Below are 24,075 nucleotides of genomic sequence, written 5' to 3'. Positions count from 1 at the left end.
GTCTTGGACGCCACGATGAAGAGGGTCTCCGCCGGGTCCAGGTCCCGGACCGCCTCGTGCAGGTCGGCGCCGTCCACGTTGGACACGAACCGGAAGGTGAGCGAGCGGTCGGTGAAGGCCCGCAGCGCCTCGTAGGCCATCGCCGGGCCGAGGTCGGAGCCGCCGATGCCGATGTTGACGATGTTGCGGATGCGCTTGCCGGTGTGGCCGGTCCACTCGCCGGAACGGACCCGGCCGGTGAAGTCGGCCATCTTGTCCAGCACGGCGTGGACCTTGGGGACGACGTTCTCGCCGTCGACCTCGATCACCGCGTCCCGCGGGGCGCGCAGCGCGGTGTGCAGCACGGCCCGGTCCTCGGTGATGTTGATCCGCTCGCCGCGGAACATGGCGTCGCGCAGCCCGAACACGTCGGTCGCGGCGGCCAGTTCACGCAGCAGGCGCAGCGTCTCGTCGGTGACCAGGTGCTTGGAGTAGTCGACGTAGAGGTCACCCACCCGCAGGACGTACTCGGTACCGCGTCCGGGATCGGCGGCGAACAGGTCGCGCAGCCGCACCTCGCCGAGCTTCTCACGGTGCGCCGCCAGCGCGGTCCATGCGGGTGTCTGGTCGAGCCTGGTGCGGCCGTCTGCGTTCATCTCGGACTTCAGCCTTCTTCCTCGGTGTCCCAGCTGTCCCGGCTGTCCCAACCTAATTGATCAGCGGTGGAGACGGCCGAAGGAGACGGAAAGCCGAAGAGACGGAAGACCGAAGAGACGGAGCACTGCGGGGAGACGGAAGGCGGTCGGCGGCGGACCGCCGGGCTAGATCTCGCCCCGCAGCTTGGCGAGCGCCTCGGCGAGGATCGCCTCGCCGTCCGCGTCGCTGCGGCGTTCGCGCACGTACGCCAGGTGCGTCTTGTACGGCTCGGTGCGCGGCGGGTCCGGCGGGTTGTCCCGGTCCTGTCCGGCGGGGAAGCCGCAGCGCGGACAGTCCCAGGTCTCGGGGACCTGTGCGTCGCTCGCGAAGCTCGGCTGCGTCTCGTGTCCGTTGGAGCACCAGAAGGAGATGCGCAGACGCGGTGCGGACTCGCCGCGCTCGGCCTCGCCCATCGGCCCCGCCCCGACCCGGCTTCCCCGGATCGCGTTGCCACTTGCCACGGTCGTAACTCCCTGCGTGATGGTGCCGCGAAGCGAGTCGGCGTTCCGCTTCGCTGCGAGCGCCTCAGTCTACGTAAGGCCCAACGCGCGTCCAGTGGTTGGAGTTACAAGCTCCGGCACTCAGACGCAAGCCCCATGATAGGCCGCGCCACGGGGCGCGTACCGGACATGGGGCCTTACGTACGCAGTGTGTGCCGGGTCAGTTGTTCGCCTTCATCAGCAGACCGAGCACGATGATGCACGCGAACCACAGCAGACCGACCGCGACGGTGATCCGGTCGAGGTTGCGCTCGGCGACCGAGGAGCCGCCGACGGACGACTGCATGCCGCCACCGAACATGTCGGAGAGGCCGCCGCCCTTCCCCTTGTGCATCAGCACCAGCAGCATCAGCAGCAGGCTGAAGACGATCAGGGCGATCGAGAACCCCAAAACCACGGCTGGACCAACTTCCTCGGATTCGGATGAACGACGGGGGCACGGTGACAGCAGGCCACCATGCCCCCGCAAGGGTACGACGTATCGCCGCTACCGCCTACTCACCGACGGGCCTACTGGTCGCGGAAGCGCACGATCTTGACGAACTCGTCGGAGTCCAGCGAGGCGCCGCCGACCAGGGCACCGTCGATGTCGGGCTGCGCCATGATCTCGGCGACGTTCCCGGACTTGACGGAGCCGCCGTACTGGATGCGGACCTTGTCGGCCAGCTCCTGCGAGTACAGCTCGGCGATCTTGCCGCGGATGGCCGCGCAGACCTCCTGGGCGTCCTCGGCGCCGCAGACCTTGCCGGTGCCGATGGCCCACACGGGCTCGTAGGCGATCACGATCGTCTCGGCCTGCTCGGCGGTGAGGTCCTTCAGGCCGCCCTCGACCTGGGCGAGGGTGTGGGCGACGTGGTCGCCCGCCTCGCGGACGTCCAGCTCTTCGCCGACGCACAGGATCGGGGTCAGACCGTGCTTGTAGGCGGCCTTGACCTTGGCGTTGACCAGCTCGTCCGACTCCGCGTGGTACTGCCGGCGCTCGGAGTGACCGATCGCGACGTAGGTGCAGCGCAGCTTGGCCAGCATCGGGCCGGAGATCTCGCCGGTGTAGGCGCCGCCGTCGTGGGCGGAGATGTCCTGGGCGCCGTACTTGATCTTGAGCTTGTCGTGCTCGACCAGGGTCTGCACCGAGCGCAGGTCGGTGAAGGGGACCAGGACGGCGACCTCGACGGCGTCGTAGTCCTTGTCCGCGAGGGCGAAGGCGAGCTTCTGGACGTGGGCGATGGCCTCGAGGTGGTTGAGGTTCATCTTCCAGTTGCCCGCCATCAGCGGCGTGCGGGTGGTCATTGAGGTCAGTCCTCCAGTGCGGCGAGGCCGGGGAGCGTCTTGCCCTCGAGGTACTCGAGGGAGGCGCCGCCGCCGGTAGAGATGTGGCCGAATGCCTTTTCGTCGAAGCCGAGCGTACGCACGGCCGCGGCGGAGTCGCCGCCGCCGACCACGGTGAAGCCCGGGGCGTCGACGAGGGCCTGGGCGACCGCCTTGGTGCCCTCGGCGTAGTCGGGGTGCTCGAAGACGCCCATGGGGCCGTTCCAGAAGACGGTGGCCGCGTCGGCGAGCTTCGAGGCGTAGAGCTTGCGGGTCTCGGGACCGATGTCCAGACCCTCCTGGTCGGCCGGGATGGCGTCCGCGGCGACGGTGGTGGGGTTGGCCGGGGCCTTGGTCTTCAGGTCCGGGAACTCCCGCGAGACCAGGACGTCGACGGGAAGGACCAGCTCTACGCCGTTCTTCTCCGCGCGCTCCATGTACTCCTTGACGACCGGGATCTGGTCCTCCTGGAGGAGCGAGATGCCGACCTCGTGGCCCTGGGCCTTGAGGAAGGTGTACGCCATGCCGCCGCCGATGAGGAGCCGGTCGGCCTTGCCGAGCAGCTGGTCGATGACGTCGAGCTTGTCGGAGACCTTGGCGCCGCCGAGCGCGACCACGTAGGGACGCTGGACGTCGTCGGTGAGCTTCTTCAGGACGCCGACCTCGGTGGCGATGAGGTGGCCCGCGTAGTGCGGGAGCTTCTTCGGCAGGTCGAAGACCGAGGCGTGCTTGCGGTGCACGGCGCCGAAGCCGTCGCCGACGTAGACGTCCGCGAGGCCGGCCAGCTTGTCGGCGAAGGCGGCGCGCTCGGCGTCGTCCTTGCTGGTCTCGCCGGCGTTGAAGCGCAGGTTCTCGATGACGGCCACCTGGCCGTCGGCGAGGCCGGCCACCGTGGACTCGGCGGAGGTGCCGACCGTGTCCTCGGCGAAGGCGACGTCGGCACCGAGCAGTTCACCGAGACGGGCGGCGGCCGGAGCGAGGGAGAAGGCCGGGTCCGGGGCACCCTTGGGCCGGCCCAGGTGCGAGGCGACGATCACGCGCGCACCCGCCTGTGCCAGGGCCTTGACGGTGGGCAGCACGGCACGGATGCGGCCGTCGTCGGTGATGGTGGTGCCGTCCAGCGGCACGTTGAGGTCGGCGCGGACGAAGACGCGCTTGCCGGCGACGCCTTCGGAGAGCAGTTCGTCGATCGTCTTCATGCAGAGGGCTCCTGGGTTCTCGTGCTCGCTCGTGATCCTACGAGGGCTGGTCGCTGCGGACGCGACGCAGGGCCCGGACAGCGCCACCTTGCGCTGCCCGAGCCCTGCTGTCGCATCGAAGTGCCTGCTGAGTCCGGTTCGATCAGAGCTGGTTGCCGACGAAGACCGTGAGGTCGACGAGGCGGTTGGAGTAGCCCCACTCGTTGTCGTACCAGCCGATGACCTTCACGTTCTTGCCGTCCTGGACCATGGTCAGGGACGAGTCGAAGGTGCAGGACGCCGGGGCGTTGACGATGTCCGAGGAGACGATCGGGTCCTCGGTGTACTCCAGGATGCCCTTGAGCTCACCCTCCGCGGCCTTCTGGAAGGCGGCGTTGATCTCTTCCTTGGTGACCTCGCGGGAGAGCTCCAGGACGAGGTCGGTGACCGAACCGGTCGGGACCGGGACGCGCATGGCCATGCCGTCCAGCTTGCCCTTGAGCTGCGGGAGGACCAGCGCGGTGGCCTTGGCGGCACCCGTGGTGGTCGGGATGATGTTCTCCGCGGCGGCGCGGGCGCGGCGCAGGTCCTTGTGCGGGAAGTCCAGGATGCGCTGGTCGTTCGTGTAGGCGTGGACCGTCGTCATCAGGCCCTTGACGATGCCGAAGTTCTCGTCGAGGACCTTCGCCATCGGCGCCACACAGTTGGTGGTGCAGGAGGCGTTGGAGATGACGTGGTGGTTCGCCGGGTCGTACGTGTCCTGGTTGACGCCCATGACGATGGTGACGTCTTCGTTCTTCGCCGGGGCCGAGATGATGACCTTCTTGGCGCCGCCGGTGATGTGCTTCTCGGCGTCTTCCTTCTTGGTGAAGATGCCGGTCGACTCGATCACGATGTCGACGCCCAGCTCGCCCCACGGGATGTCGGCGGGGTTGCGCTCGGACAGGACCTTGATGGTCTTGTCGCCGACGGTGATGGTGTCCTCGGTGTGCGAGACCTCGTACGGGAGGCGGCCGAGGATGGTGTCGTACTTCAGCAGATGGGCGGTGGTCGCGGTGTCACCCAGGTCGTTGACAGCCACGATCTCGATGTCTGCACCCTGCTCCAGCAGCGCGCGGAAGTAGTTACGACCGATGCGGCCAAAGCCGTTGATGCCTACGCGGATCGTCACGAACCGATCTCCTCGTTGGTACGCCGGCCCGATGTGCCGGCGAGCTGTATTTGGGATGTCCCCGACCACCTCCGACCCTACCTCTCCGAGGCGGCCGGGGTGACATCGAGACGCCCCATACCCGGCAGGACGGCCCGTACCCGCCAGTAGGGGTACGGACCGCCCGGGTCCCGGGGACCGATCACCCGTTTTCGCTACACCGTGTCAGTTCCCAGGGACCGCGTTGTCACTCGTCCAGGGCACGCAGCGCCTGCCGGACGAGCGCGGCCCGGTCGGCCGGCGAGGTGAGGTGCTCCAGACCGAAGCCCAGCAGCACGGTGTCGTCCGTGGTGACCGCACCGTACGTCTGGAACAGGGCGCCGGTGCGGGTCCAGTCCTTCAGGACGGCCGGGCTGCCCGCGGGCGGCCCGGGGACCCGCCAGGCGCCGAGCGAGGTCTCGAAGCCCTCGGTCCCGGTCGCCGTGGAGCCGACGACCAGCGAGGCCTCGTCGGCAAGGACGCCGCGTCCACCGCTGCCGGGGTCGGTGACGTAGCCGATCGACACCTCGACGGACTTCCCGGCGTAGGCGCTCAGGTCGAACTCCACCTGCCGCCAGCCGCCGGAGGAGCCGGTGAGGCTGTTCCACCGCCCGGTCGTGCCGGTCGCGGTGCAGCCGTCGTCGGACAGGGTCAGGTAGTGCTCCAGCCAGGGGTGCTCGCCCACGTAGAAGCCCGCTGCGCACTCGGCGGGCACGGCGGTGCCGGTGGCGCCGCCGGTCTCGGGGAGCGTGGTCCAGTCGTCGGCGCCGGTGGTGTGGGCCTCGATCAGGGCGTGGTCGTAGCCGCGCTCGGTGTCCCACAGCAGCTGGGTGCGCAGCGTGGGCCGGTCGGCGGCGGTGACACCGGTGAGGTCGACGGTGCGGGTGAGGCGCTTGTAGGCGTCGTCGGTGTGGACGGCGGCGGCCATCCAGCCGCCCGCGTAGGGCCCGTACGGGTTCACCGTGCCGGCGAACCTGCCCGCGCCCGCGCTCGCGAACTGCGGGTGGGTGGCGGCGGGCAGCTCGTCCGAGGTCACGCTGTAGGTTCCGGCGGTGTCCAGCGGGTTTCCGGGGGCGCCGCCGAGCGCGCCGGCGGTTCCGGCGAGCTTGCCGGAGCCGGTGAATCCGGTGGCGCCGGGGGTGGACGTGCGGGTGTAGGCGCCCAGGTAGTACTGGCTGAAGTCGTCGGACGGGGTGCCGTCGCCGAGGTCGACGCTGCCGCCGGCCCGCTCGCCGGCCTCGATCAGCCGGCCGCCCTCGTTGAGGAAGGCGCGCAGCTGGAGCTGGGTGGCGTTGCCCGGGGTCGCCGCGCCGGTGTGGTGGACGACGGTGTCGAAGTGGGCGAGGACGCCGAGCGCGTCGGGAGCGCCCTGGGTCGCGACGTCCCAGACGGCCGCCCGCTTGCCGCTGGCCTTGAGCGCGTCCACGTACGTCTGGGTCTGCGTGGCCTTCGCACCCTCCTCGGCGACGACGAGGACGTCCGCGCGGGGACGCTCGGCGACCGTGTACGTGAAGTGCCCGCTGGAGACCTTCTTGCCCTGCCGCGTCTCGCCGGTGAACCAGACCTCGACCTTGTCGCCCGGGGCGCCGTCCTCGACCTTGGCCCGGTACTCGTCGAAGTAGAGGTTGTCGTCACCGCCGTACGTCTCGCCGCCCCGCCACGGCTTGAGCGCCGTGCCGTGGACGCGTCCGCCGTTGACGCGGTACTTCAGCTCCTTGTCGCGCACCGACTTGCGCACGACGACCGAGACCTCCTGGTCGGCGCCGCGCGCGTACGAGGTGGTGAAGGGGGCCGGGGTGAAGTCGGCGGCGTCCAGGCCGACCGCGGAGGAGGGCCGGTCGGGGTGGGCGGCGGTCTCGGCGACGGAGAGCGCGAAGGGGATGTTCTTGGCGAACTCCTGCTGGATCAGCTTCTCGTCGTCCGGGAAGTTGAAGCCCGACTGGCAGTCGCCCGCGTTCCACTCGTCGTCCGGGTCCACGGCGGACGCGCTCTGGCAGGTCGACATCTCGGGGGTGAACATCGCCATGCCGTTGACGTTGGCCGCGTGGCCGTCCGCCTCGCCGTTGGTGGTGTACAGCTCCGAGGAGACCTGCGGGTGGTAGCCGGGGATCGCGGAGTTGTCCGGCGTGCCGGCGAGGGCCTTGTAGAGGACGTCGTCCGGGGTGTTCGTGGCCACCTGCCAGCCGACTCCGTAGAGGAGGAGTTCGGCGGCGGAGTGGTAGTTGATGCCGTAGGTGAAGCCGATGCGCTTCTGGAAGGCGTCCATCGCCTTGGTCTCGGGCTCGGAGCCCGGGCTCGCGCCGCGGTAGGTCTGGCTGGTGGGGTTGGGAGAGGAGCCCTCGTCGTCGTAGCCCCACTTGTAGGGGAAGTTGCGGTTGAGGTCGACGCCGTCGCCGGTGCTGATGGTGCCGTCGCCGTTGACGTCGCGCAGGTTCTTGCGCCACAGGCGGTTGGCGGGGTCCTGGAAGGTGTGGTCGTAGCCGTCGGGGTTGGCCGACAGGACGAACCACAGTTCGGTGGAGTCGACGATGTTCCTGATCCGCCGGTCCTTCGCGTAGGTGTCCAGGTAGTGGTGCATCAGCCGCCGGGTCATCTCCGGGGTGATCCACTCGCGCGCGTGCTGGTTGGACATGTAGAGGACGGCGGGCTTGGAGCCGTCCTTCGACTTCTTCGCGTTCCTGGTGAGCTTGAGCGCCAGGATGTCCTGGCCCCTGACCGTCTTGCCGATGGAGACGACCTTGGTGAGGCCGGGGTTCTGCTGGGCGGTGCGGAGGATCTCCTCCCGCAGGCCGCCGCTGCCGCTGTACGGACGGAAGACGCCGTCGGCCGCGGCCTCGACGCGTTTCGCGGCCCGGGTGGAAAGGGTGTGCTCGGCGAGGTCGACGCCCTTCTTCTCCAGCGTCTCGGCCTGCTTGTCGGTGAGGTAGACCTCGACGGTGGCCGTTCCCCTGTCGGGAACCTGCTCGCCGAGTTCGTGGCCGTCCTGCCCGGCGGCCAGCAGCAGGGGCACCTGCTCCTGGGTGACCTCGGCGCGGAAGACCTTCACCTCGTCCGCGTCCGGGGTCCCCGGGGCCGCGGGTCGTGCCTGGGCGATCGGTGCGAAGCTCACTCCGCCGATCAGGAGCGCGCCGACAGCGAGGATCGATCTCGCTCTTCGTCTCATGAACCCCCCTAGCGTGGGTCCGCCACAGCAGCGAACAGGTGCCAGGCTCATGTCACCGCATGATCGAGTCAAGAGCGCGGTACGGACACGCCGAAGCCGGTACCGATCACCCAAGTGGACGCCGGTACCGGCTGCTTGACGGCCCGTGCGCGGGAGGCCCGTGCGTGCGCGGGAGGCACACGCGGGTGCCGGGGCCCGTGCGCGGGCGGGAGGCCCGTGCGTGCGCGGGAGGCACACGCGGGTGTCGGGGCCCGTGCGCGGGCGGTGCGGGTGCCGGGGCCGGTCGGCCCGGCACCCGTCAGCCGACGAGGTTGTCGGCGAGCTCCTCGCCGAGGTTGGCCTCCGTGCCCGGGATGCCGAGGTCCGATGCCCGCTTGTCGGCCATGGCCAGCAGGCGGCGGATGCGGCCGGCGACGGCGTCCTTGGTCAGCGGCGGGTCGGCGAGGGCGCCCAGCTCCTCCAGGGAGGCCTGCTTGTGCTCCATGCGCAGTCGGCCGGCGGCGGCGAGGTGCTCGGGCACGTCGTCGGCGAGGATCTCCAGAGCCCGCTGGACCCGGGCGCCGGCGGCGACGGCCGCGCGGGCCGAACGGCGCAGATTGGCGTCGTCGAAGTTGGCGAGGCGGTTGGCGGTGGCCCGCACCTCGCGGCGCATCCGCCGCTCCTCCCAGGCCAGCACCGACTCGTGGGCGCCGAGCCGGGTGAGCAGCGCGCCGATCGCGTCGCCGTCGCGGACGACGACCCGGTCCACGCCGCGCACCTCACGGGCCTTGGCGGCGATCGACAGCCGGCGAGCGGCACCGACCAGGGCGAGCGCTGCCTCGGGGCCCGGGCAGGTCACCTCCAGGGAGGAGGAGCGGCCGGGCTCGGTGAGCGAGCCGTGCGCCAGGAAGGCCCCGCGCCAGGCGGCCTCGGCGTCGCAGGTGGCCCCCGAGACCACCTGCGGAGGCAGGCCGCGGATCGGCCGGCCCCGGCCGTCCACCAGGCCGGTCTGCCGGGCCAGCTGGTCACCGCCCGCGACCACCCGTACGACGTAACGCGAGCCGCGGCGCAGCCCGCTCGGCGCCATCACGATCAGCTCGGAGCTGTGCCCGAAGATCTCCAGGATGTCCCGCTTGAGCCGGCGGGCCGCCATCGCGGTGTCCAGCTCCGCCTCGATCACGATGCGCCCGCTCACCAGGTGAAGGCCGCCGGCGAACCGCAGCACGGCGGAGACCTCCGCCTTCCTGCAGCAGGTCCGGGTGACGGGGAGCCGGGAGATCTCATCCTTCACCGCTGCCGTCATCGCCATGGGCCGATCCTTCCATGCATCCGAAAAATACGGTCGTACGCGGCGGCCAGCAGCTCCGGGTCGTGCCTCGGGGTCCCGTCGGTCCGGGCGACCGGAGCCAGTTCGACCGCGGCGCCGAACCGTTTCGCGGCGTCGGTGAGCGAGTCACGGTCGGGCACGGCGGCCTCGTCGGCCAGCACCACGTCCAGGGCGAGTTTAGGGGCGTGTCGTCCCAAAACCTCCAAATGACGCTGCGGGGAGAAGCCCTCGGTTTCTCCGGGCTGCGGGGCGAGGTTCAAGGAGAGCACCCGGCGCGCCTTCGTCTTGACCAGCGCGTCCAGCAGGTCGGGCACGAGCAGGTGCGGGATGACCGAGGAGAACCAGGAGCCGGGGCCGAGCACCACCCAGTCCGCGTCCAGGACGGCCTCGACCGCCTCGGGGACGGCGGGCGGGTCGTTCGGCACCAGGTGCACGGACTGCACCTCGCCGGGGGTCAGGGCGACGGTGGCCTGTCCCCGTACGGTGTCGACGTCCTCCGGCCGGTCCGGGTCGTGGCCCTTGACCAGGGCCTGGAGCTCCAGCGGAACGGCGGACATGGGCAGCACGCGCCCGTGCGCGCCGAGCAGCTTGCCGACCAGGTCGAGGGCCTGGACATGGTCGCCGAGCTGTTCCCACAGGGCGACGATCAGCAGATTGCCGACCGCGTGCTCGTGCAGGTCGCCCTGGGACTGGAAGCGGTGCTGGATGACGCGGGCCCAGGTCTGGCCCCAGTCGTCGTCCCCGCACAGCGCGGCCAGCGCCTTGCGCAGGTCGCCGGGCGGCAGGACGCCCAGCTCGTCGCGGAGCCGCCCGCTGGAACCGCCGTCGTCGGCCACGGTGACGACGGCGGTGAGGTCACCGGTGATCCGGCGCAGTGCGGCGAGCGAGGCGGACAGGCCCATGCCGCCGCCGAGGGCGACGACCTTGGGCTGGGCGCCCCGGCGGCGCGGCTTGGCGCCGCGCGCCTGTTCGGGCCGGGCGGCGGCGGGTCTGCCGCCGCGCCCCTCGGGCACCACCCGGCGCAGTCTGCTCAGCCGCGGAGTACGTCGTGTCATTCCCGTCCCATGTCCCGGTGGACGACCACCGTCTCCACGCCCTCGGCGGCGAGCCGGGCGGCGAGCTTCTCCGACATGGCCACGGACCGGTGCTTGCCGCCGGTGCAGCCGACGGCGACGGTCACATAGCGCTTGCCCTCACGACGGTAGCCCGCGGCGACCAGCTGGAGCAGCTCGGCGTAGCGGTCGAGGAACTCCTTGGCCCCGGGCTGGTTGAGGACGTACGACGACACCTCCTCGTTCAGGCCGGTGAACGGGCGCAGCTCCGGGACCCAGTGCGGGTTGGGCAGGAAGCGCATGTCCACGACCAGGTCGGCATCGACCGGCAGGCCGTACTTGAAACCGAAGGACATGACGGTGGCCCGCAGCTCGGGCTCCTCCTCGCCGGCGAACTGGGCGTCCATCTTGGCGCGCAGCTCGTGCACGTTGAGGCTGGAGGTGTCGATCACCAGGTCGGCGTCGCCGCGCAGCTCGCGCAGCAGCTCCCGCTCGGCGGCGATGCCGTCGACGATGCGGCCGTCGCCCTGGAGCGGGTGCGGGCGGCGCACCGACTCGAAGCGGCGCACCAGTGCCTCTTCGGAGGACTCCAGGAAGACGATCCGCCGGGTGACGCCGCGTGCGTCGAGGTCGGCGAGGGACTCGCGCAGGTTGTCGAAGAAGCGCCGGCCGCGGACGTCCACGACGACCGCGATCCGCGCCACGTTGCCCTGCGAGCGGGCGCCCAGCTCCACCATGGTGGGGATCAGGGCGGGCGGCAGGTTGTCGACGACGAACCAGCCCAGGTCCTCCAGACACTTGGCGGCCGTCGAGCGGCCGGCCCCGGACATGCCGGAGATGATCACCAGCTCGGGGATGGCCGCCTCGTGCGCCCCGGCTGTTTCCTTGCCCGTACTCACCTGTGCTCCGTTGTCCTGGCGTCCGTCGGGACGGGCCGTCTGCTGGTCCGCCGCCTCGCCGACCGCGGTGTGGGTCTGTTCTCGTCCCGTTGCGGGCTGTGTGTCGTGCTCGGTCATGTCTCCTGCCCCCGTCGTTCATCCGGGGTGCCCGCGGTCACGGGCTCCCCCGGGGCATCCGCCGTCGTCCCGGGTGCCCCGTCCTCGTCTTCCATGATCTCTCCGGTCGCCGTGTTCACGGCGGGCGCGGCCGGGATCGCCCGGGCGAGGGCCACGGCGACCGTCTCGGCCGTCTTGCGGCCTATGCCGGGCACCTCGCAGATCTGGTCGATCGTCGCCGACCGGAGCTTCTTCACCGAACCGAAGTGCTTGATCAGCGCCTGCTTGCGGGTCTCCCCCAGGCCGGGCACGTCGTCCAGGGGGCTGGACCGGAAGCGCTTGGCGCGCTTGGTCCGCTGATAGGTGATCGCGAAACGGTGGGCCTCGTCGCGGACCCGCTGGAGCAGATACAGGCCCTCGCTGGTGCGCGGCAGCACGACCGGGTCGTCCTCGCCGGGCAGCCAGACCTCCTCCAGCCGCTTGGCGAGACCGCACACGGCGATGTCGTCGATGCCCAGCTCGTCCAGGGCCCGCTGGGCCGCCGCGACCTGCGGCTGCCCGCCGTCGACGACGACGAGCTGGGGCGGGTAGGCGAAGCGCTTGGGGCGGCCCTCCTCGTCCTTGAGGGCCTCGCCGTCGGGAAGCTCCTCGCCGTCCGCCCACTCGCCGGTCCGCTCCTTCTCGGCGAGGTAGCGCCGGAAGCGGCGGGTGATGACCTCGTGCATGGAACGGACGTCGTCCTGTCCCTCGAAGCCCTTGATCTGGAAGCGCCGGTATTCGCTCTTCCGGGCCAGTCCGTCCTCGAAGACGACCATGGAGGCGACCACGTCGTCGCCCTGGAGGTGGGAGATGTCGTAGCACTCGATGCGGAGCGGGGCGCTGTCGAGGCCGAGGGCCTCGGCGATCTCCTCCAGGGCGCGCGAGCGCGTCGTCAGGTCGGAGGCGCGCTTGGTCTTGTGCAGCACGAGCGACTGCTGGGCGTTGCGCTGGACGGTCTCCATGAGCGCCTTCTTGTCGCCGCGCTGCGGGATGCGCAGCGACACGCCCGAGCCGCGGCGGTCGGTGAGCCACTGCTGCACCGGCTCGAGAGGGTCGGGCAGGGCGGGGACCAGGACCTCCTTGGGAACGGCGTCGCCCTTCTCCTCGCCGTAGAGCTGCTGGAGGGCGTGCTCGACGAGGGCGCCGGTGGTGACGTCCTCCACCTTGTCGGTGACCCAGCCGCGCTGCCCGCGCACGCGTCCGCCGCGGACGTGGAAGATCTGGACGGCCGCCTCCAGCTCGTCCTCGGCGACGGCGATCAGGTCGGCGTCGGTCGCGTCGGCGAGCACGACCGCGCTCTTCTCCATGGCCTTCTTCAGGGCCCCGATGTCGTCGCGCAGGCGGGCCGCCCGCTCGTACTCCATGTCCTCGGCCGCCTCGGCCATCTGCTTCTCCAGGCGGCGCAGATACGTGCCCGTGCGACCCGCCATGAAGTCGCAGAAATCCTCCGCGAGCTCCCGGTGGTCCTCGGCGGAGATCCGCTCGACGCACGGCGCGGAGCACTTGCCGATGTAGCCGAGCAGGCAGGGGCGGCCGGTGCGGGCGGCGTTCTTGAAGACACCGGCCGAGCAGGTGCGCACCGGGAAGACGCGCAGCAGGAGGTCGACCGTGTCGCGGATCGCCCACGCGTGCCCGTACGGCCCGAAGTAGCGCACGCCCTTCTTCTTGTGGCCGCGCATCACCTGCACGCGCGGGAACTGCTCGTTCAGCGTCACCGCGAGGTACGGGTAGCTCTTGTCGTCGCGGTACTTGACGTTGAACCGGGGGTCGTACTCCTTGATCCAGGAGTACTCCAGCTGCAGGGCCTCGACCTCCGTGGACACCACCGTCCACTCCACGGACGCGGCGGTGGTGACCATGGAGCGGGTGCGGGGGTGGAGGTTCGCCAGGTCCTGGAAGTAGTTCGCCAGGCGCTGGCGCAGGCTCTTCGCCTTTCCGACGTAGATCACCCGGCGGTGCTCGTCTCGGAACCTGTACACCCCCGGGGAGTCCGGGATCTCTCCCGGCCTGGGGCGGTAGCTGGAGGGGTCGGCCATGACTCACACCCTACTGGCGGGGACCGACAGTCGGCGGGGCTGTGGACGACGGGGCCGGCCGTCTGTGGACAACCGCGGCAAGGCCCCGCGGGTGGCGGTCCGGGGACCGTCCGGGGCCGGACGGTCACACGCGGTGGCCCCGGTGAGGCGGGCCGGTGCCTTCTCGGCCAGGACTGTGCCGCGGTCCGGCTCCAGGTGTTGTCGGGACTGGGCCGGCACGCTTCAATGCGGGGGAACTCGGGGCCTGGAGCGCGGCGTACGGATGTGAGGACCTCCCCTGCGCCGCGTCCGGGGGCGGGCCCCGGCGGATCCGCGCCGAACGGTCCGTCCAGCCGTTGTGAACATCCACAGAAAGGCCCCCTGCATGCCGCACGCCACACAGCACGCGGACGCCGACGCCGCGGACGCCGACCCCACGGGCACCGGCACCGCGGAGCTCGACTCGGCCCTGCGCGGTGGCCCGTTCCACGCCGCCCTGCGCGCCGCGATCGCCGCTCGCGGACTGCCGCTGCAGCGCGTACAGCACCATCTGTCGCGGCACGGGGTGACGGTGGGCGTCACGAGCCTGAGCTACTGGCAGCAGGGCGCCCGGCGTCCGCGGCGTCCGGAGTCGCTGCGGGCCGTACGGGCCCTGGAGGAGATACTCCAGCTGCCCGAGGAATCCCTGATACGCCTGCTCGCCGAGACCGACGGGCCCCTGTCGGCACAGCGGCCCCCGGTGCGCTCCTACCAGGCCCGGATGGAGGCCTCGGACGTCCTGCACCGGCTGCTGGGCGAGCTCGGCCGCCCGTCCGCGGACGACGGGCTGCACACCCTCGGGCACCACGAACGGGTCCGGATCGGGGCCCGGCGCGAGCTGGCGGGGCGCGAGTCGCACCACATCGTCCGCGCCCACCGGGACGGCGTCGACCGCTTCGTCGCCGTCCACCACGGCGACCCGGGATGCGCTCCCGCGCGGATGGCCGTCCACGCCCTGGAGAACTGCCGTACGGGGCGCGTCCGCATCCACCACGACACCGGTGTACTGGTGGCGGAGCTGCTCTTCGACATCCGCCTGCGGGCCGGGGACACCCATCTCTTCCGCTACGGCGTCGAGGACGGCACCGCGGGCGTGTCGCACGAGTACGTCCGCGTGTTCGGCGCGGCGGGCGGCCAGTACGCGCTCCAGGTGGGGTTCGACGCGGCGGCCCGGCCGGTGCGCTGCCGGCGGTTCACGCAGTACTCGGCGGCGGCGCCGCGCGGCGGCCGGCGGGAGCTGGCCATGAGCGGGCCGCACCGCTCGGTGCACCTCGTCGAGGCGCGGGTGCGGCCGGGCATGCTGGGGATCGCGTGGGACTGGGAGTGAGCGGACGCCGCGCCGAACGCACGGTCAGGCCCCGGGACTCGCGACGATCCGGCCCTGCTGCACGTCGACGCGCAGTTCCATGAGCGCCACGGTCGCCGGGGCGTGCAGCACCTCGCCGGTGCGGGCGTCGAACTCACTGCCGTGACAGGGGCAGACCAGCTTGGTCCCCTCCAGTTTCTTGATGGGGCATCCCGCGTGCGTGCAGACCGTGCTGTAGGCCTTCATCGAACCGTCCTCCGCGCGGCTCACCACCACGTTCTGGTCCCGGTAGAGCTTGGTGGCGCCCTTGGCGACCTCGCCGTCCGCGCCGAGGTCGACGGGGGCGGTCGGCTGCGCGGCCGCGCCGTCGTCCCCCGGTGAGCAGGCGGCCAGACCGAGCCCGGCGACGGGCGTGAGGGCCGCCGAGCGCAGGACGGTACGACGACTCGGGACGGGGCGGCCGGGCATGGGGATCTCCACTGGTCGGGGGTGTACAGGGCGACGATATCCGGCGGCGCCGGGCTTCCGGCCGAGTGGGTCGCCGTGCCGAGGGCGCACCGCGCCGGAGCCGCGTAAGCGATTGCGCAAGCGTTTACGTCTGTCGCGGAACGGGATACGCTCCCCGGCAGCACGGCGGGGAGCAGCGCAGGCGGTACGAGGGGCGTACAAGGAAGGGGGCGTTCCGATGGCGACCATGGCCGACGTCGCGCGGAACGCCGGGGTCTCCGTGGCGACGGTCTCGCACGTCCTCAACGGCACCCGTCCCGTGCTGCCGCACACCCGCCAGGCGGTGCTGGACGCCGTCGAGGAGCTCGGCTACACCCCGAACACCCTCGCCAGGTCCCTGGTGACCTCCCGGACCCGTTCCCTGGGACTCGCGGTCTCGGCGATCAGCAATCCCTACTTCACGGAGATCCTCCAGGGCGTCGAGGCCCAGGCCCTGGAACACGGCTACAGCCTGCTCATCGCCGACCCGCACGACGACCCGGGGCACGAACTGGAAGTCGTGCGGCTGCTGCACGAGCGGCGCGTGGACGGCCTGATCGTCGCGCCCTCCGCCGATCCGGGCGCGCTCGTCGCCTACCTGGCACGCCACCGGGTGCCCGCCGTGTTCCTCGACCGGGTCGTCGACGCGCCGGAGGACGGCGGCCCCCGCTTCGACCAGGTGTGCGCGGAGAGCGCCGGGCCCACCACCGGGCTGGTCCGTCATCTCGCCGGGCTCGGCCACCGCCGCATCGGCCTGGTCGCGGGCCGGCCGGGGTTCAGCACGACGCGCGAGCGGATCGCCGGGTACCGGGACGGCCTCATCGCCGCCGGGCTGCCGTACGACGAGCGGCTGGTGGTGCACGGTGACTCCGGCGCGGCCGGCGGCGAACGGGCCGCGGCGGCCCTGCTGTCCCTCGCGACACCGCCCACCGCGCTGGTCACCGCCAACAACGCGATGACCATCGGCGCGCTGCGCGCCCTGCGGGACCGTGGTCTGTCCGTGCCCGGCGATCTCGCGCTGTGCTGCTTCGACGACTTCGCCTGGGCCGACCTGTTCACACCGCGGCTGACCGCCGTCGCGCAGCCCGGCGAGGAGGTCGGTGCCCGGGCCGTCCGGTTGCTGCTGGAACGGCTCGCCGCGCCGGACCGGCCGGCCAGGACCGTGCGGCTGCCCTGTGCCTTCGTCCACCGCACCTCGTGCGGCTGCCCCGAGCAGCCCCGGCAAGCCTCCGAACAGGCCCACGAAAGGACCCTCCCGTGATCGTCGTCGCCGGTGAGGCACTGATCGACCTGGTACCGCAGGGCACGGGTGCCCTCGCCGCGCTCCGGCCGGCGCCCGGCGGCGGCCCGTTCAACACCGCCGTCGCGCTGGGCCGCCTCGGCTCCCCCACCGCCTTCTGCTCCCGGGTGTCGTACGACGCCTTCGGCGAGGCGCTGCTGGGCCGGCTGCGCGAGACCGGCGTGGACGTGTCGCCGGTGCAGCGCGGGGCCGAGCCGACGACGCTCGCCGTGGCCACGGTCGGCGCGGACGGTTCGGCCGCGTACTCCTTCTATGTGGAGGGCACCGCCGACCGGCTGTTCACGGTGCCGTCCGCCCTGCCTCCGGACACCCGGGCGGTGTCCTTCGGCACCTGTTCGCTGGTACTGGAACCGGGAGCGAGCGCGTACGAGGAACTGCTGCGCGAGACGGCCGCGCGGGGCGTGTTCACGGCGCTCGACCCGAACATCCGGGCGGGACTGATCCCGGATCCGGACGCCTACCGGGCCCGGTTCAAGAGCTGGCTGCCGTCGGTGTCGCTGCTGAAGCTGTCCGCGGAGGACGCCGAGTGGCTCGGCGGCACCCCCGGGGAGTGGCTGGCGGCCGGTCCGGCGGCGGTGGTGATCACCCGCGGCGGTGAGGGGCTGACGGCGTTCACCCGCGACGGGGGCGAGTACACGGTGCCGGGCGAGCGGGTCGAGGTGGCGGACACCATCGGTGCGGGCGACACGGTGAACGCGGCGCTGCTGCACGGCCTCGCGGTGCGGGACGCGCTCTCCGAGCACGCGGTGGCCGCGCTGGGGCCCGACGGCTGGGCCGGCCTGCTCGGTTTCGCCGCCCGCGCGGCGGCGGTCACCTGTTCCCGCGCGGGCGCGGAGCCTCCGTACGCCCACGAGGTCGCTCTCTGAGGACCGGTTGGACTCAGCCGGCCGGCCGCACGGCTCTCAGGCGCCGGGGTGATGGCCGTCGAGGCGGTCCGGTGCGGCACCGCGGCGGGCACCCGAGCGCCGGACGCGCCGTGCCCCACGGGTCTTCCGTGGAACACGGCGCGTCCTCGTGCGGGGGCGGGGGCCCTGCGCGTGAATGCCGGGCGCCCGCAGGACTCGTCAGGCCTTGCTCGACCGCGTCGTCTTCTTCGCGGCGGGCTTGGTGGTCCTGGCCGTCTTCGCCGTGGCGCCGTCGATCTTCCTGGTGGCCGTCTTCCTTGCGGTGGTCTTGGCCGCCACCGTCTTCGCCGTCTTGCGCATGGTCTGCGCCGGGATCGCGTCGCTGACCCGGTCGGCGCCGAGGATGTCCCTGAGGAACTTGCCGGTGTGGCTGGCCGGGACGCCGGCGACCTGCTCCGGCGTGCCTTCGGCGACCACCAGGCCGCCACCGGCGCCGCCCTCGGGGCCCATGTCGACGACCCAGTCGGCGGTCTTGATCACGTCGAGGTTGTGCTCGATGACGATGACCGTGTTGCCCTTGTCGACCAGGCCGGACAGGACGGTCAGCAGCTTGCTGATGTCCTCGAAGTGCAGACCGGTGGTCGGCTCGTCCAGGACGTAGACCGTGCGGCCGGTGGAGCGGCGCTGCAGCTCACTGGCGAGCTTCACGCGCTGGGCCTCACCGCCGGACAGGGTGGTCGCGGACTGCCCGAGCCGGACGTAGCCGAGGCCGACGTCCTTGAGCGTCTTCATGTGCCGGGCGATCGCGGGGACCGCCTCGAAGAAGTCGGTCGCCTCCTCGATCGGCATGTTCAGCACGTCGGCGATGGACTTGCCCTTGTAGTGGACCTCCAGGGTCTCCCGGTTGTACCGGGCGCCGTGGCAGACCTCGCACGGGACGTAGACGTCCGGGAGGAAGTTCATCTCGATCTTGATCGTGCCGTCGCCCGCGCAGTTCTCGCAGCGGCCGCCCTTGACGTTGAAGGAGAACCGGCCGGGCATGTAGCCGCGGACCTTCGCCTCCGTCGTCTCGGCGAACAGCTTGCGGATGTGGTCGAAGACGCCGGTGTACGTCGCCGGGTTGGACCGCGGGGTGCGGCCGATGGGCGACTGGTCGACGTGGACGACCTTGTCGACGAGGTCGTCACCGTCCACGCGCGTGTGCCGTCCGGGGACGCTGCGGGCGCCGTTCAGCTCCCGTGCGAGGTGCGTGTAGAGGATGTCGTTGACCAGGGTCGACTTGCCGGAGCCGGAGACGCCGGTGACGGCCGTGAACAGCCCGAGCGGGAAGGACACGTCGATGTCCTGCAGGTTGTTCTCGCGGGCGCCGTGCACGGTGAGCTGCCGGGACGGGTCGCGCGGGCGCCGCGCCTCGGGCAGCGGGATGGCCTTCTTGCCGGACAGGTACAGGCCGGTCTGCGACTCGGCGTTGTCGAGCAGTTCCTTGACGGAGCCGCTGTGCACCACCTTGCCGCCGTGCTCGCCGGCGCCGGGGCCGATGTCGACGATCCAGTCGGCGACCTTGATGGTGTCCTCGTCGTGCTCGACGACGATGAGCGTGTTGCCCATGTCGCGGAGCCGGACGAGGGTCTCGATCAGCCGGTGGTTGTCACGCTGGTGCAGACCGATGGACGGCTCGTCGAGGACGTACAGCACGCCGACGAGTCCGGAGCCGATCTGGGTGGCCAGGCGGATGCGCTGGGCCTCGCCACCGGAGAGCGTGCCGGCCGCACGGTTCAGCGAGAGGTAGTCCAGGCCGACGTCGACCAGGAAGCGCAGCCGCTCGTTGACCTCCTTCAGCACACGCTCGGCGATCTTCTTGTCCCGGGCGCTGAGCTTCAGCTCGCCCAGGAAGTCGGCGCAGTCGCTGATGGACATGGCCGAGACCTCGGCGATCGACTTGCCCATGACGGTGACCGCGAGGACGAGCGGCTTCAGGCGGGTGCCCTCGCAGGTGGGGCAGGGCACCTCGCGCATGTACCCCTCGAAGCGCTCACGGCTGGCGTCGCTCTCGGACTCGCTGTGCCGGCGCTTGACGAAGGGGATGGCACCCTCGAAGGCCGTGGTGTAGCGGCGCTCGCGCCCGTACCGGTTGCGGTAGCGGACCTCGACCTGCGTCTTGTGCCCGTTCAGCAGGGCCTTGCGGGCACGCAGCGGCAGTCCGGCGAACGGGATGTCCGTGCGGAAACCCAGCGCGTCCGCGAGGGCGCCGATCAGGCGGGCGAAGTAGTCCTTGGTGTGCCCGTGCGACCAGGGGTGGATGGCGCCCTCGTCCAGGGACTTGTCCGGGTCCGGGACGATCAGCTCCGGGTCGACCTCCATGCGCGTGCCGATGCCCGAGCAGTCGGGGCAGGCGCCGAAGGGCGAGTTGAAGGAGAAGGAGCGGGGCTCCAGCTCCTCGAAGGACAGGTCGTCGTACGGGCAGTAGAGGTGCTCCGAGTACATGCGCTCGCGCTCGGGGTCGTCCTCGGGGAGGTCGACGAAGTCGAGCACGACCATGCCGCCGGACAGGCCGAGCGCGGTCTCGACGGAGTCGGTGAGGCGGCGCTTGGCGGAGTCCTTCACCGTGAGGCGGTCGACGACCACCTCGATGGTGTGCTTCTCCTGCTTCTTCAGCGTGGGCGGCTGGGAGAGCTGGACGGTCTCGCCGTCCACGCGCGCGCGGGAGTAGCCCTTGGTCTGCAGATCGGCGAAGAGGTCGACGAACTCGCCCTTGCGCTCGCGCACCAGCGGCGACAGCACCTGGAAGCGGCTGCCCTCCGGCAGCTCCAGCACCTTGTCGACGATGGCCTGCGGCGACTGGCGCGAGATCGGCCGACCGCACTCGGGACAGTGCGGCTTGCCGATGCGGGCGAAGAGCAGGCGCAGGTAGTCGTAGACCTCGGTGATGGTGCCGACCGTGGATCGCGGGTTGCGCGAGGTCGACTTCTGGTCGATGGAGACCGCCGGGGAGAGACCCTCGATGAAGTCGACGTCCGGCTTGTCCATCTGACCGAGGAACTGCCGGGCGTACGAGGAGAGCGACTCCACGTAGCGCCGCTGGCCCTCGGCGAAGATCGTGTCGAAGGCCAGGGAGGACTTGCCCGACCCGGACAGGCCCGTGAAGACGATGAGCGAGTCGCGAGGCAGGTCGAGCGAGACGTTCTTCAGGTTGTGCTCACGCGCGCCACGGACGATGAGACGGTCGGCCACGCCGGTCCGCACCTTTCTTGAGAGAAGTGACAGGGGCGGGGCCCCCGTCTTTCCCAGACTAGGGGGAGCCACTGACAACGCCGGTCGGATTCACCGGTTGTCAACAAACCCCGGCTCTCCAGCATGCCCGACGCCACCTTCGACCATATAGCACGCACATTCGATTTACGGGCCTCGTCCGTCTCCTTCACCCGAAGGTGTGGCGCGGTCTAGGGTCGGCTGCATGATTGATCACGTGCGTGACCTGGCGTCTGTACAGGACGCCACCGAGCGACTCCTGACCGCGGTCGGCAAACTGGACAACGCGGGCGTGACGGACCAGTCACGGCTTCCCGGCTGGACCCGCGGCCATGTCCTCGCCCACCTCGCCCGCAACGCGGACGCCCTCGTGAACGTCCTCGAAGGCCGCCCCATGTACGTCTCCGGTGACGCCCGGGACGCCGACATCGAGCGGGACGCCCCGCGCCCCCTCGACGCACAGCTCACGGACCTGCGCGAGAGCGCGGCCCGCTTCCAGGAGGCGGGCGCCGTCCCCGCCGACTGGTCACGCACGGTCGCGCTGCGCAACGGGGTCACCGACTCGGCTGCCCGGCTGCCGTTCCGGCGCTGGGCCGAGGTGGAACTGCACCACGTGGACCTCGGGATCGGGTATGAGCTGGAGGACCTCCCGGAGGAGTTCACCGAGCGGGAGACCGCGTTCCTGGCGGCCCGCTTCACCGGCCACCCGGACGTGCCGCCCACGCGTCTGACGGACGGCACGCGCGCGTGGCGCACGGGCCGCGAGGAGGACGGACCGGAGGTGACCGTCACCGGGGCCCCCGCCGACCTGCTGGGCTGGCTCTCCGGACGGCGCGACGGATCCGCGCTGACCGTGGACGGGGGCACGCTGCCCGCGCTGCCCCCGCTGTAGCCCGGGCAGGCGGACGCGGTTGCGGAGGCGGAGACGGTTGCGACCGCCTCCCGGCGCTAGGCTGGCCGACATGACCTACAGCGGAGAGGTGAGGGTCGGCGGCCCCGCCGACGTGCACGAGCTCAAAGACCTGATGATCACCAAGCTCGCGGTCGGCCCGATGGACAACAACGCCTATCTGCTGCGCTGCCGGGCCACCGACGAGCAGTTGCTGATCGACGCCGCGAACGACGCCCACGCGTTGCTCGGCACGATCGGTGACGACGGCATCGCCTCCGTCGTCACCACCCACCGGCACGGCGACCACTGGCAGGCGCTGGCCGAGGTCGTCGCGGCCACCGGCGCCCGCACCTACGCGGGCCGGCACGACGCCGAGGGCATTCCCGTGCCCACCGACGTGCTGGTCGACGACGGCGACACCATCCGGGTGGGACAGGTGGAACTCACCGCGCGTCACCTGGTCGGGCACACACCGGGCTCGATCGCCCTCGTCTACGACGACCCGCACGGGCATCCGCACGTGTTCACCGGGGACTGCCTCTTCCCCGGCGGTGTGGGCAACACGCACAAGGACCCGAAGGCGTTCGCGAGTCTGATCCACGATGTCGAGACCAAGGTCTTCGACGTCCTCCCGGACGAGACGTGGGTCTATCCGGGGCACGGCAACGACACCACGCTGGGCGCGGAGCGCCCGCATTTGCCGGAGTGGCACGCGCGGGGGTGGTGAGCGCCTCCCCGTATGCGCCCCGTGTGATCCGTTCACCAGCGGCAACCCGTCCCGCGCTGTCGGCGCGCGAGGCGGTCGCGGTCGACCGGTGACGGCCCCATGCAGGACGGCGGCTCCGGTGCGGCACCGACCGCCGGTCCTTCCTTCCCTCCCTCGGCCGGGGTCCCGGTTCCTCAGGTGTCGACCCGTCCCGTCCCCGCCAGCGCGGCGATCCGCTCCACTCCGAACGCGTACCCCTGCACACCGCATCCCGCGATGACGCCGTCGGCACGCTGCGAGACGTAGGAGTGGTGCCGGAACGGCTCGCGCTGGTGGACGTTGGAGATGTGGACCTCCACCACCGGCAGCCCGTCGCAGGTGTTGAGCGCGTCCAGGATCGCGACGGACGTGTGCGAGTAGGCGGCGGGGTTGATCACGATCCCGCAGTGGTTCAGCCGTGCCTCGTGGATCCAGTCGACCAGTTCGCCCTCGTGGTTGGACTGGCGGAAGTCCACCGTGCCGCCGTGCGCCGCGGCGGCCTTGACGCACAGGGTCTCCACGTCGGCGAGGGTGTCGGAGCCGTAGATCTCCGGCTGGCGCCGGCCGAGCAGGTTCAGGTTGGGCCCGTTGAGGATCATGATCGGGGCGTTGGCCAGGGTGCGGGGCACGGTTCCTCCGGTCCGTTCGAGGTGCGGCGGTCCATGGCCGACCGGCGCTCGCACCCGGTTTATCACGGTGTGCCGGCAGCCCGGCCGCCCGTATCCTCCGCACATGCCGACGATCATGTACCCGCCCAAGCCCTCGCCCGGTGACCGCGTCGCGGTGGTATCGCCCGCGTCGGGACTGCCCGGGCTGTTCCCGCGTCCCTACGAGTTGGGCCTGGAGCGGCTGCGCGAGGTCTACGGGCTGGAACCGGTCGAGTATCCCGCCACCCGGAAGATGGGCTCTACGCCGCGGGAACGGGCCGACGACATCCACGCGGCCTTCGCCGACCCGGACGTCAAGGCCGTGATCGCGTCGATCGGCGGCGACGACCAGATCACCGTCCTGCCCTACCTGGACCGGGAGCTGCTGCGGGCCAACCCGAAGCCGTTCTTCGGTATGAGCGACAACACGAACCTGCTCGCCTACCTGCGCAACACCGGAATCGTCGCTTACCACGGCGCCGGTGTCATGTGCGAACTGGGCCGCCCCGGTGCCATGCACCCGCAGACCGCCGACTCTCTGCGGGCAGCGCTGTTCACCTCGGGCCCGTACGAGCTGCGGCCCGCCGAGCGCTGGAACGACGTCGACCGGGACTGGGCCGACCCGGCGACCTTCGACGAGGAGCCCGGTACCCGGCCAGGAAGCGGCTGGTCCTGGGTCAATGCCGACCGGGTGATCGAGGGACGCGGCTGGGGCGGCTGTCTGGAGATCGTCGGCTGGCTGCTGATGGCCGACCGGGAGATCGCGCGCGATCCGGCCGAGTACGACGGGGGCGTGCTGTTCCTGGAGACCTCGGAGGAGCTGCCGAGCGCCGCGGAGGTCTTCCGGACGCTGCGCAACATGGGCGAGCGCGGCCTGCTCCGGCGCTTCTCCGCCCTGCTGATGGGCCGCCCGAAGACGTGGTCCTTCGAGCACCCCCACAGCCCCGAGGAAGGCGCCCGTTACGCGGCGGAGCAGCGGGAGGCGGTACTGCGCGCGATGCGTGCCTATGCTCCCGACGCCATGATCGTCTTCGACGTGGACCTCGGCCACACCGATCCGCAGCTCGTCATCCCGTACGGCGGGATCGTGCGTGTCGACGGGCCCGCGCGGCGGATCGTCGTCACGTACTGATCCGCGCACCGGTCCAC

The 24,075-nt window shown here is 71.3% G+C and carries 19 protein-coding genes and 1 pseudogene; 6 read left to right on the top strand and 14 right to left on the bottom strand.

Features of this window, described 5'->3' with window-relative positions; genetic code table 11:
• The 11 genes and pseudogenes from ACIRFH_RS33670 to uvrC form a co-directional block, all read right to left on the bottom strand.
• Window positions 1-635 (bottom strand): annotated as a pseudogene (locus ACIRFH_RS33670) (glucose-6-phosphate isomerase); the annotation flags it as partial.
• 165 nt (window positions 636-800) lie between these two features.
• A complete protein-coding gene (locus ACIRFH_RS33665; protein WP_003976875.1) occupies window positions 801-1,136 on the bottom strand; it encodes an RNA polymerase-binding protein RbpA in 336 nt (111 codons plus the stop codon).
• Between the two features lie 199 nt (window positions 1,137-1,335).
• On the bottom strand, window positions 1,336-1,572 hold the full coding sequence (secG, locus tag ACIRFH_RS33660; protein ID WP_403529429.1) for a preprotein translocase subunit SecG: 237 nt from the start codon (window positions 1,570-1,572) through the stop codon (window positions 1,336-1,338).
• A 113-nt stretch (window positions 1,573-1,685) separates the two neighbouring features.
• Window positions 1,686-2,462, bottom strand: coding sequence for a triose-phosphate isomerase (gene tpiA, locus ACIRFH_RS33655; RefSeq protein WP_403529426.1), 777 nt, complete (start codon window positions 2,460-2,462; stop codon window positions 1,686-1,688).
• A 5-nt stretch (window positions 2,463-2,467) separates the two neighbouring features.
• On the bottom strand, window positions 2,468-3,679 hold the full coding sequence (locus tag ACIRFH_RS33650) for a phosphoglycerate kinase (protein WP_403529424.1): 1,212 nt from the start codon (window positions 3,677-3,679) through the stop codon (window positions 2,468-2,470).
• 142 nt (window positions 3,680-3,821) lie between these two features.
• Window positions 3,822-4,829 carry a type I glyceraldehyde-3-phosphate dehydrogenase gene (gap, locus tag ACIRFH_RS33645; protein WP_403529421.1) on the bottom strand — a complete coding sequence of 336 codons (1,008 nt, stop codon included), beginning with the start codon at window positions 4,827-4,829 and terminating at the stop codon, window positions 3,822-3,824.
• Between the two features lie 226 nt (window positions 4,830-5,055).
• Window positions 5,056-8,010 carry a M14 family zinc carboxypeptidase gene (locus ACIRFH_RS33640; RefSeq protein ID WP_403529418.1) on the bottom strand — a complete coding sequence of 985 codons (2,955 nt, stop codon included), beginning with the start codon at window positions 8,008-8,010 and terminating at the stop codon, window positions 5,056-5,058.
• Window positions 8,011-8,308: 298 nt separating this feature from the next.
• Window positions 8,309-9,298, bottom strand: a complete 990-nt coding sequence (whiA, locus tag ACIRFH_RS33635) for a DNA-binding protein WhiA (protein ID WP_403529415.1) — start codon at window positions 9,296-9,298, stop codon at window positions 8,309-8,311.
• Window positions 9,289-10,371: a uridine diphosphate-N-acetylglucosamine-binding protein YvcK gene (gene yvcK, locus ACIRFH_RS33630; RefSeq protein ID WP_403529412.1), complete on the bottom strand. Its 1,083-nt coding sequence runs from the start codon at window positions 10,369-10,371 to the stop codon at window positions 9,289-9,291. The genes whiA and yvcK overlap by 10 nt, the downstream gene beginning before the upstream one ends.
• Window positions 10,368-11,384 (bottom strand): RNase adapter RapZ, encoded by a 1,017-nt coding sequence (gene rapZ / locus ACIRFH_RS33625; RefSeq protein WP_403529409.1) that lies wholly within the window; start codon window positions 11,382-11,384, stop codon window positions 10,368-10,370. The genes yvcK and rapZ overlap by 4 nt, the downstream gene beginning before the upstream one ends.
• Complete coding sequence (gene uvrC / locus ACIRFH_RS33620; protein ID WP_403529406.1) at window positions 11,381-13,438, bottom strand: excinuclease ABC subunit UvrC; 2,058 nt, start codon at window positions 13,436-13,438, stop codon at window positions 11,381-11,383. The genes rapZ and uvrC overlap by 4 nt, the downstream gene beginning before the upstream one ends.
• A 364-nt stretch (window positions 13,439-13,802) precedes the next feature.
• On the opposite strand from uvrC, the gene ACIRFH_RS33615 reads away from it, so the two are divergent.
• Window positions 13,803-14,783, top strand: a complete 981-nt coding sequence (locus tag ACIRFH_RS33615; protein WP_403529403.1) for a hypothetical protein — start codon at window positions 13,803-13,805, stop codon at window positions 14,781-14,783.
• 24 nt (window positions 14,784-14,807) lie between these two features.
• Here the strand turns inward: ACIRFH_RS33615 and ACIRFH_RS33610 are convergent, their stop codons facing one another.
• Window positions 14,808-15,230, bottom strand: coding sequence for a Rieske 2Fe-2S domain-containing protein (locus ACIRFH_RS33610; protein WP_403529400.1), 423 nt, complete (start codon window positions 15,228-15,230; stop codon window positions 14,808-14,810).
• 217 nt (window positions 15,231-15,447) lie between these two features.
• Here ACIRFH_RS33610 and ACIRFH_RS33605 point away from each other — a divergent pair, with 217 nt between their 5' ends.
• Both ACIRFH_RS33605 and ACIRFH_RS33600 read left to right on the top strand, forming a co-directional pair.
• Entirely contained in the window at window positions 15,448-16,509 is a 1,062-nt protein-coding gene (locus ACIRFH_RS33605; protein WP_403529397.1) for a LacI family DNA-binding transcriptional regulator, read from the top strand.
• A complete protein-coding gene (locus ACIRFH_RS33600; protein ID WP_403529394.1) occupies window positions 16,506-17,414 on the top strand; it encodes a carbohydrate kinase in 909 nt (302 codons plus the stop codon). Before ACIRFH_RS33605 ends, ACIRFH_RS33600 begins: the two co-directional genes overlap by 4 nt.
• A 198-nt stretch (window positions 17,415-17,612) precedes the next feature.
• On the opposite strand, the gene uvrA is transcribed toward ACIRFH_RS33600, so the two are convergent.
• Window positions 17,613-20,624 (bottom strand): excinuclease ABC subunit UvrA, encoded by a 3,012-nt coding sequence (gene uvrA, locus ACIRFH_RS33595; protein WP_403529391.1) that lies wholly within the window; start codon window positions 20,622-20,624, stop codon window positions 17,613-17,615.
• A 223-nt stretch (window positions 20,625-20,847) separates the two neighbouring features.
• On the opposite strand from uvrA, the gene ACIRFH_RS33590 reads away from it, so the two are divergent.
• Together ACIRFH_RS33590 and ACIRFH_RS33585 are read left to right on the top strand one after the other, a co-directional pair.
• Window positions 20,848-21,534 carry a maleylpyruvate isomerase family mycothiol-dependent enzyme gene (locus tag ACIRFH_RS33590; RefSeq protein ID WP_403529388.1) on the top strand — a complete coding sequence of 229 codons (687 nt, stop codon included), beginning with the start codon at window positions 20,848-20,850 and terminating at the stop codon, window positions 21,532-21,534.
• 70 nt (window positions 21,535-21,604) lie between these two features.
• A complete protein-coding gene (locus tag ACIRFH_RS33585; protein ID WP_403529385.1) occupies window positions 21,605-22,261 on the top strand; it encodes an MBL fold metallo-hydrolase in 657 nt (218 codons plus the stop codon).
• A gap of 173 nt (window positions 22,262-22,434) precedes the next feature.
• On the opposite strand, the gene aroQ is transcribed toward ACIRFH_RS33585, so the two are convergent.
• Window positions 22,435-22,908, bottom strand: coding sequence for a type II 3-dehydroquinate dehydratase (gene aroQ / locus ACIRFH_RS33580; protein WP_403529383.1), 474 nt, complete (start codon window positions 22,906-22,908; stop codon window positions 22,435-22,437).
• Window positions 22,909-23,011: 103 nt separating this feature from the next.
• On the opposite strand from aroQ, the gene ACIRFH_RS33575 reads away from it, so the two are divergent.
• Complete coding sequence (locus tag ACIRFH_RS33575; RefSeq protein ID WP_403529380.1) at window positions 23,012-24,058, top strand: S66 peptidase family protein; 1,047 nt, start codon at window positions 23,012-23,014, stop codon at window positions 24,056-24,058.
• Window positions 24,059-24,075 lie beyond the last annotated feature (17 nt).

It is taken from the genome of Streptomyces sp. NPDC093586 (assembly GCF_044764905.1).
Taxonomy (GTDB): domain Bacteria; phylum Actinomycetota; class Actinomycetes; order Streptomycetales; family Streptomycetaceae; genus Streptomyces.
Note: the sequence above shows the minus strand (reverse complement) of the source record. Positions and strands in the feature narration are given on the sequence as shown.

Coding starts and splice junctions, on each gene's coding strand:
- tpiA (WP_403529426.1), bottom strand. CDS start 2,462: ATGACCACCCGCACGCCGCTGATGGCGGGCAACTGGAAGATGAACCTC.
- ACIRFH_RS33650 (WP_403529424.1), bottom strand. CDS start 3,679: ATGAAGACGATCGACGAACTGCTCTCCGAAGGCGTCGCCGGCAAGCGC.
- ACIRFH_RS33640 (WP_403529418.1), bottom strand. CDS start 8,010: ATGAGACGAAGAGCGAGATCGATCCTCGCTGTCGGCGCGCTCCTGATC.
- whiA (WP_403529415.1), bottom strand. CDS start 9,298: ATGGCGATGACGGCAGCGGTGAAGGATGAGATCTCCCGGCTCCCCGTC.
- yvcK (WP_403529412.1), bottom strand. CDS start 10,371: ATGACACGACGTACTCCGCGGCTGAGCAGACTGCGCCGGGTGGTGCCC.
- rapZ (WP_403529409.1), bottom strand. CDS start 11,384: ATGACCGAGCACGACACACAGCCCGCAACGGGACGAGAACAGACCCAC.
- uvrC (WP_403529406.1), bottom strand. CDS start 13,438: ATGGCCGACCCCTCCAGCTACCGCCCCAGGCCGGGAGAGATCCCGGAC.
- ACIRFH_RS33615 (WP_403529403.1), top strand. CDS start 13,803: ATGCCGCACGCCACACAGCACGCGGACGCCGACGCCGCGGACGCCGAC.
- ACIRFH_RS33610 (WP_403529400.1), bottom strand. CDS start 15,230: ATGCCCGGCCGCCCCGTCCCGAGTCGTCGTACCGTCCTGCGCTCGGCG.
- ACIRFH_RS33605 (WP_403529397.1), top strand. CDS start 15,448: ATGGCGACCATGGCCGACGTCGCGCGGAACGCCGGGGTCTCCGTGGCG.
- ACIRFH_RS33590 (WP_403529388.1), top strand. CDS start 20,848: ATGATTGATCACGTGCGTGACCTGGCGTCTGTACAGGACGCCACCGAG.
- ACIRFH_RS33585 (WP_403529385.1), top strand. CDS start 21,605: ATGACCTACAGCGGAGAGGTGAGGGTCGGCGGCCCCGCCGACGTGCAC.
- ACIRFH_RS33575 (WP_403529380.1), top strand. CDS start 23,012: ATGCCGACGATCATGTACCCGCCCAAGCCCTCGCCCGGTGACCGCGTC.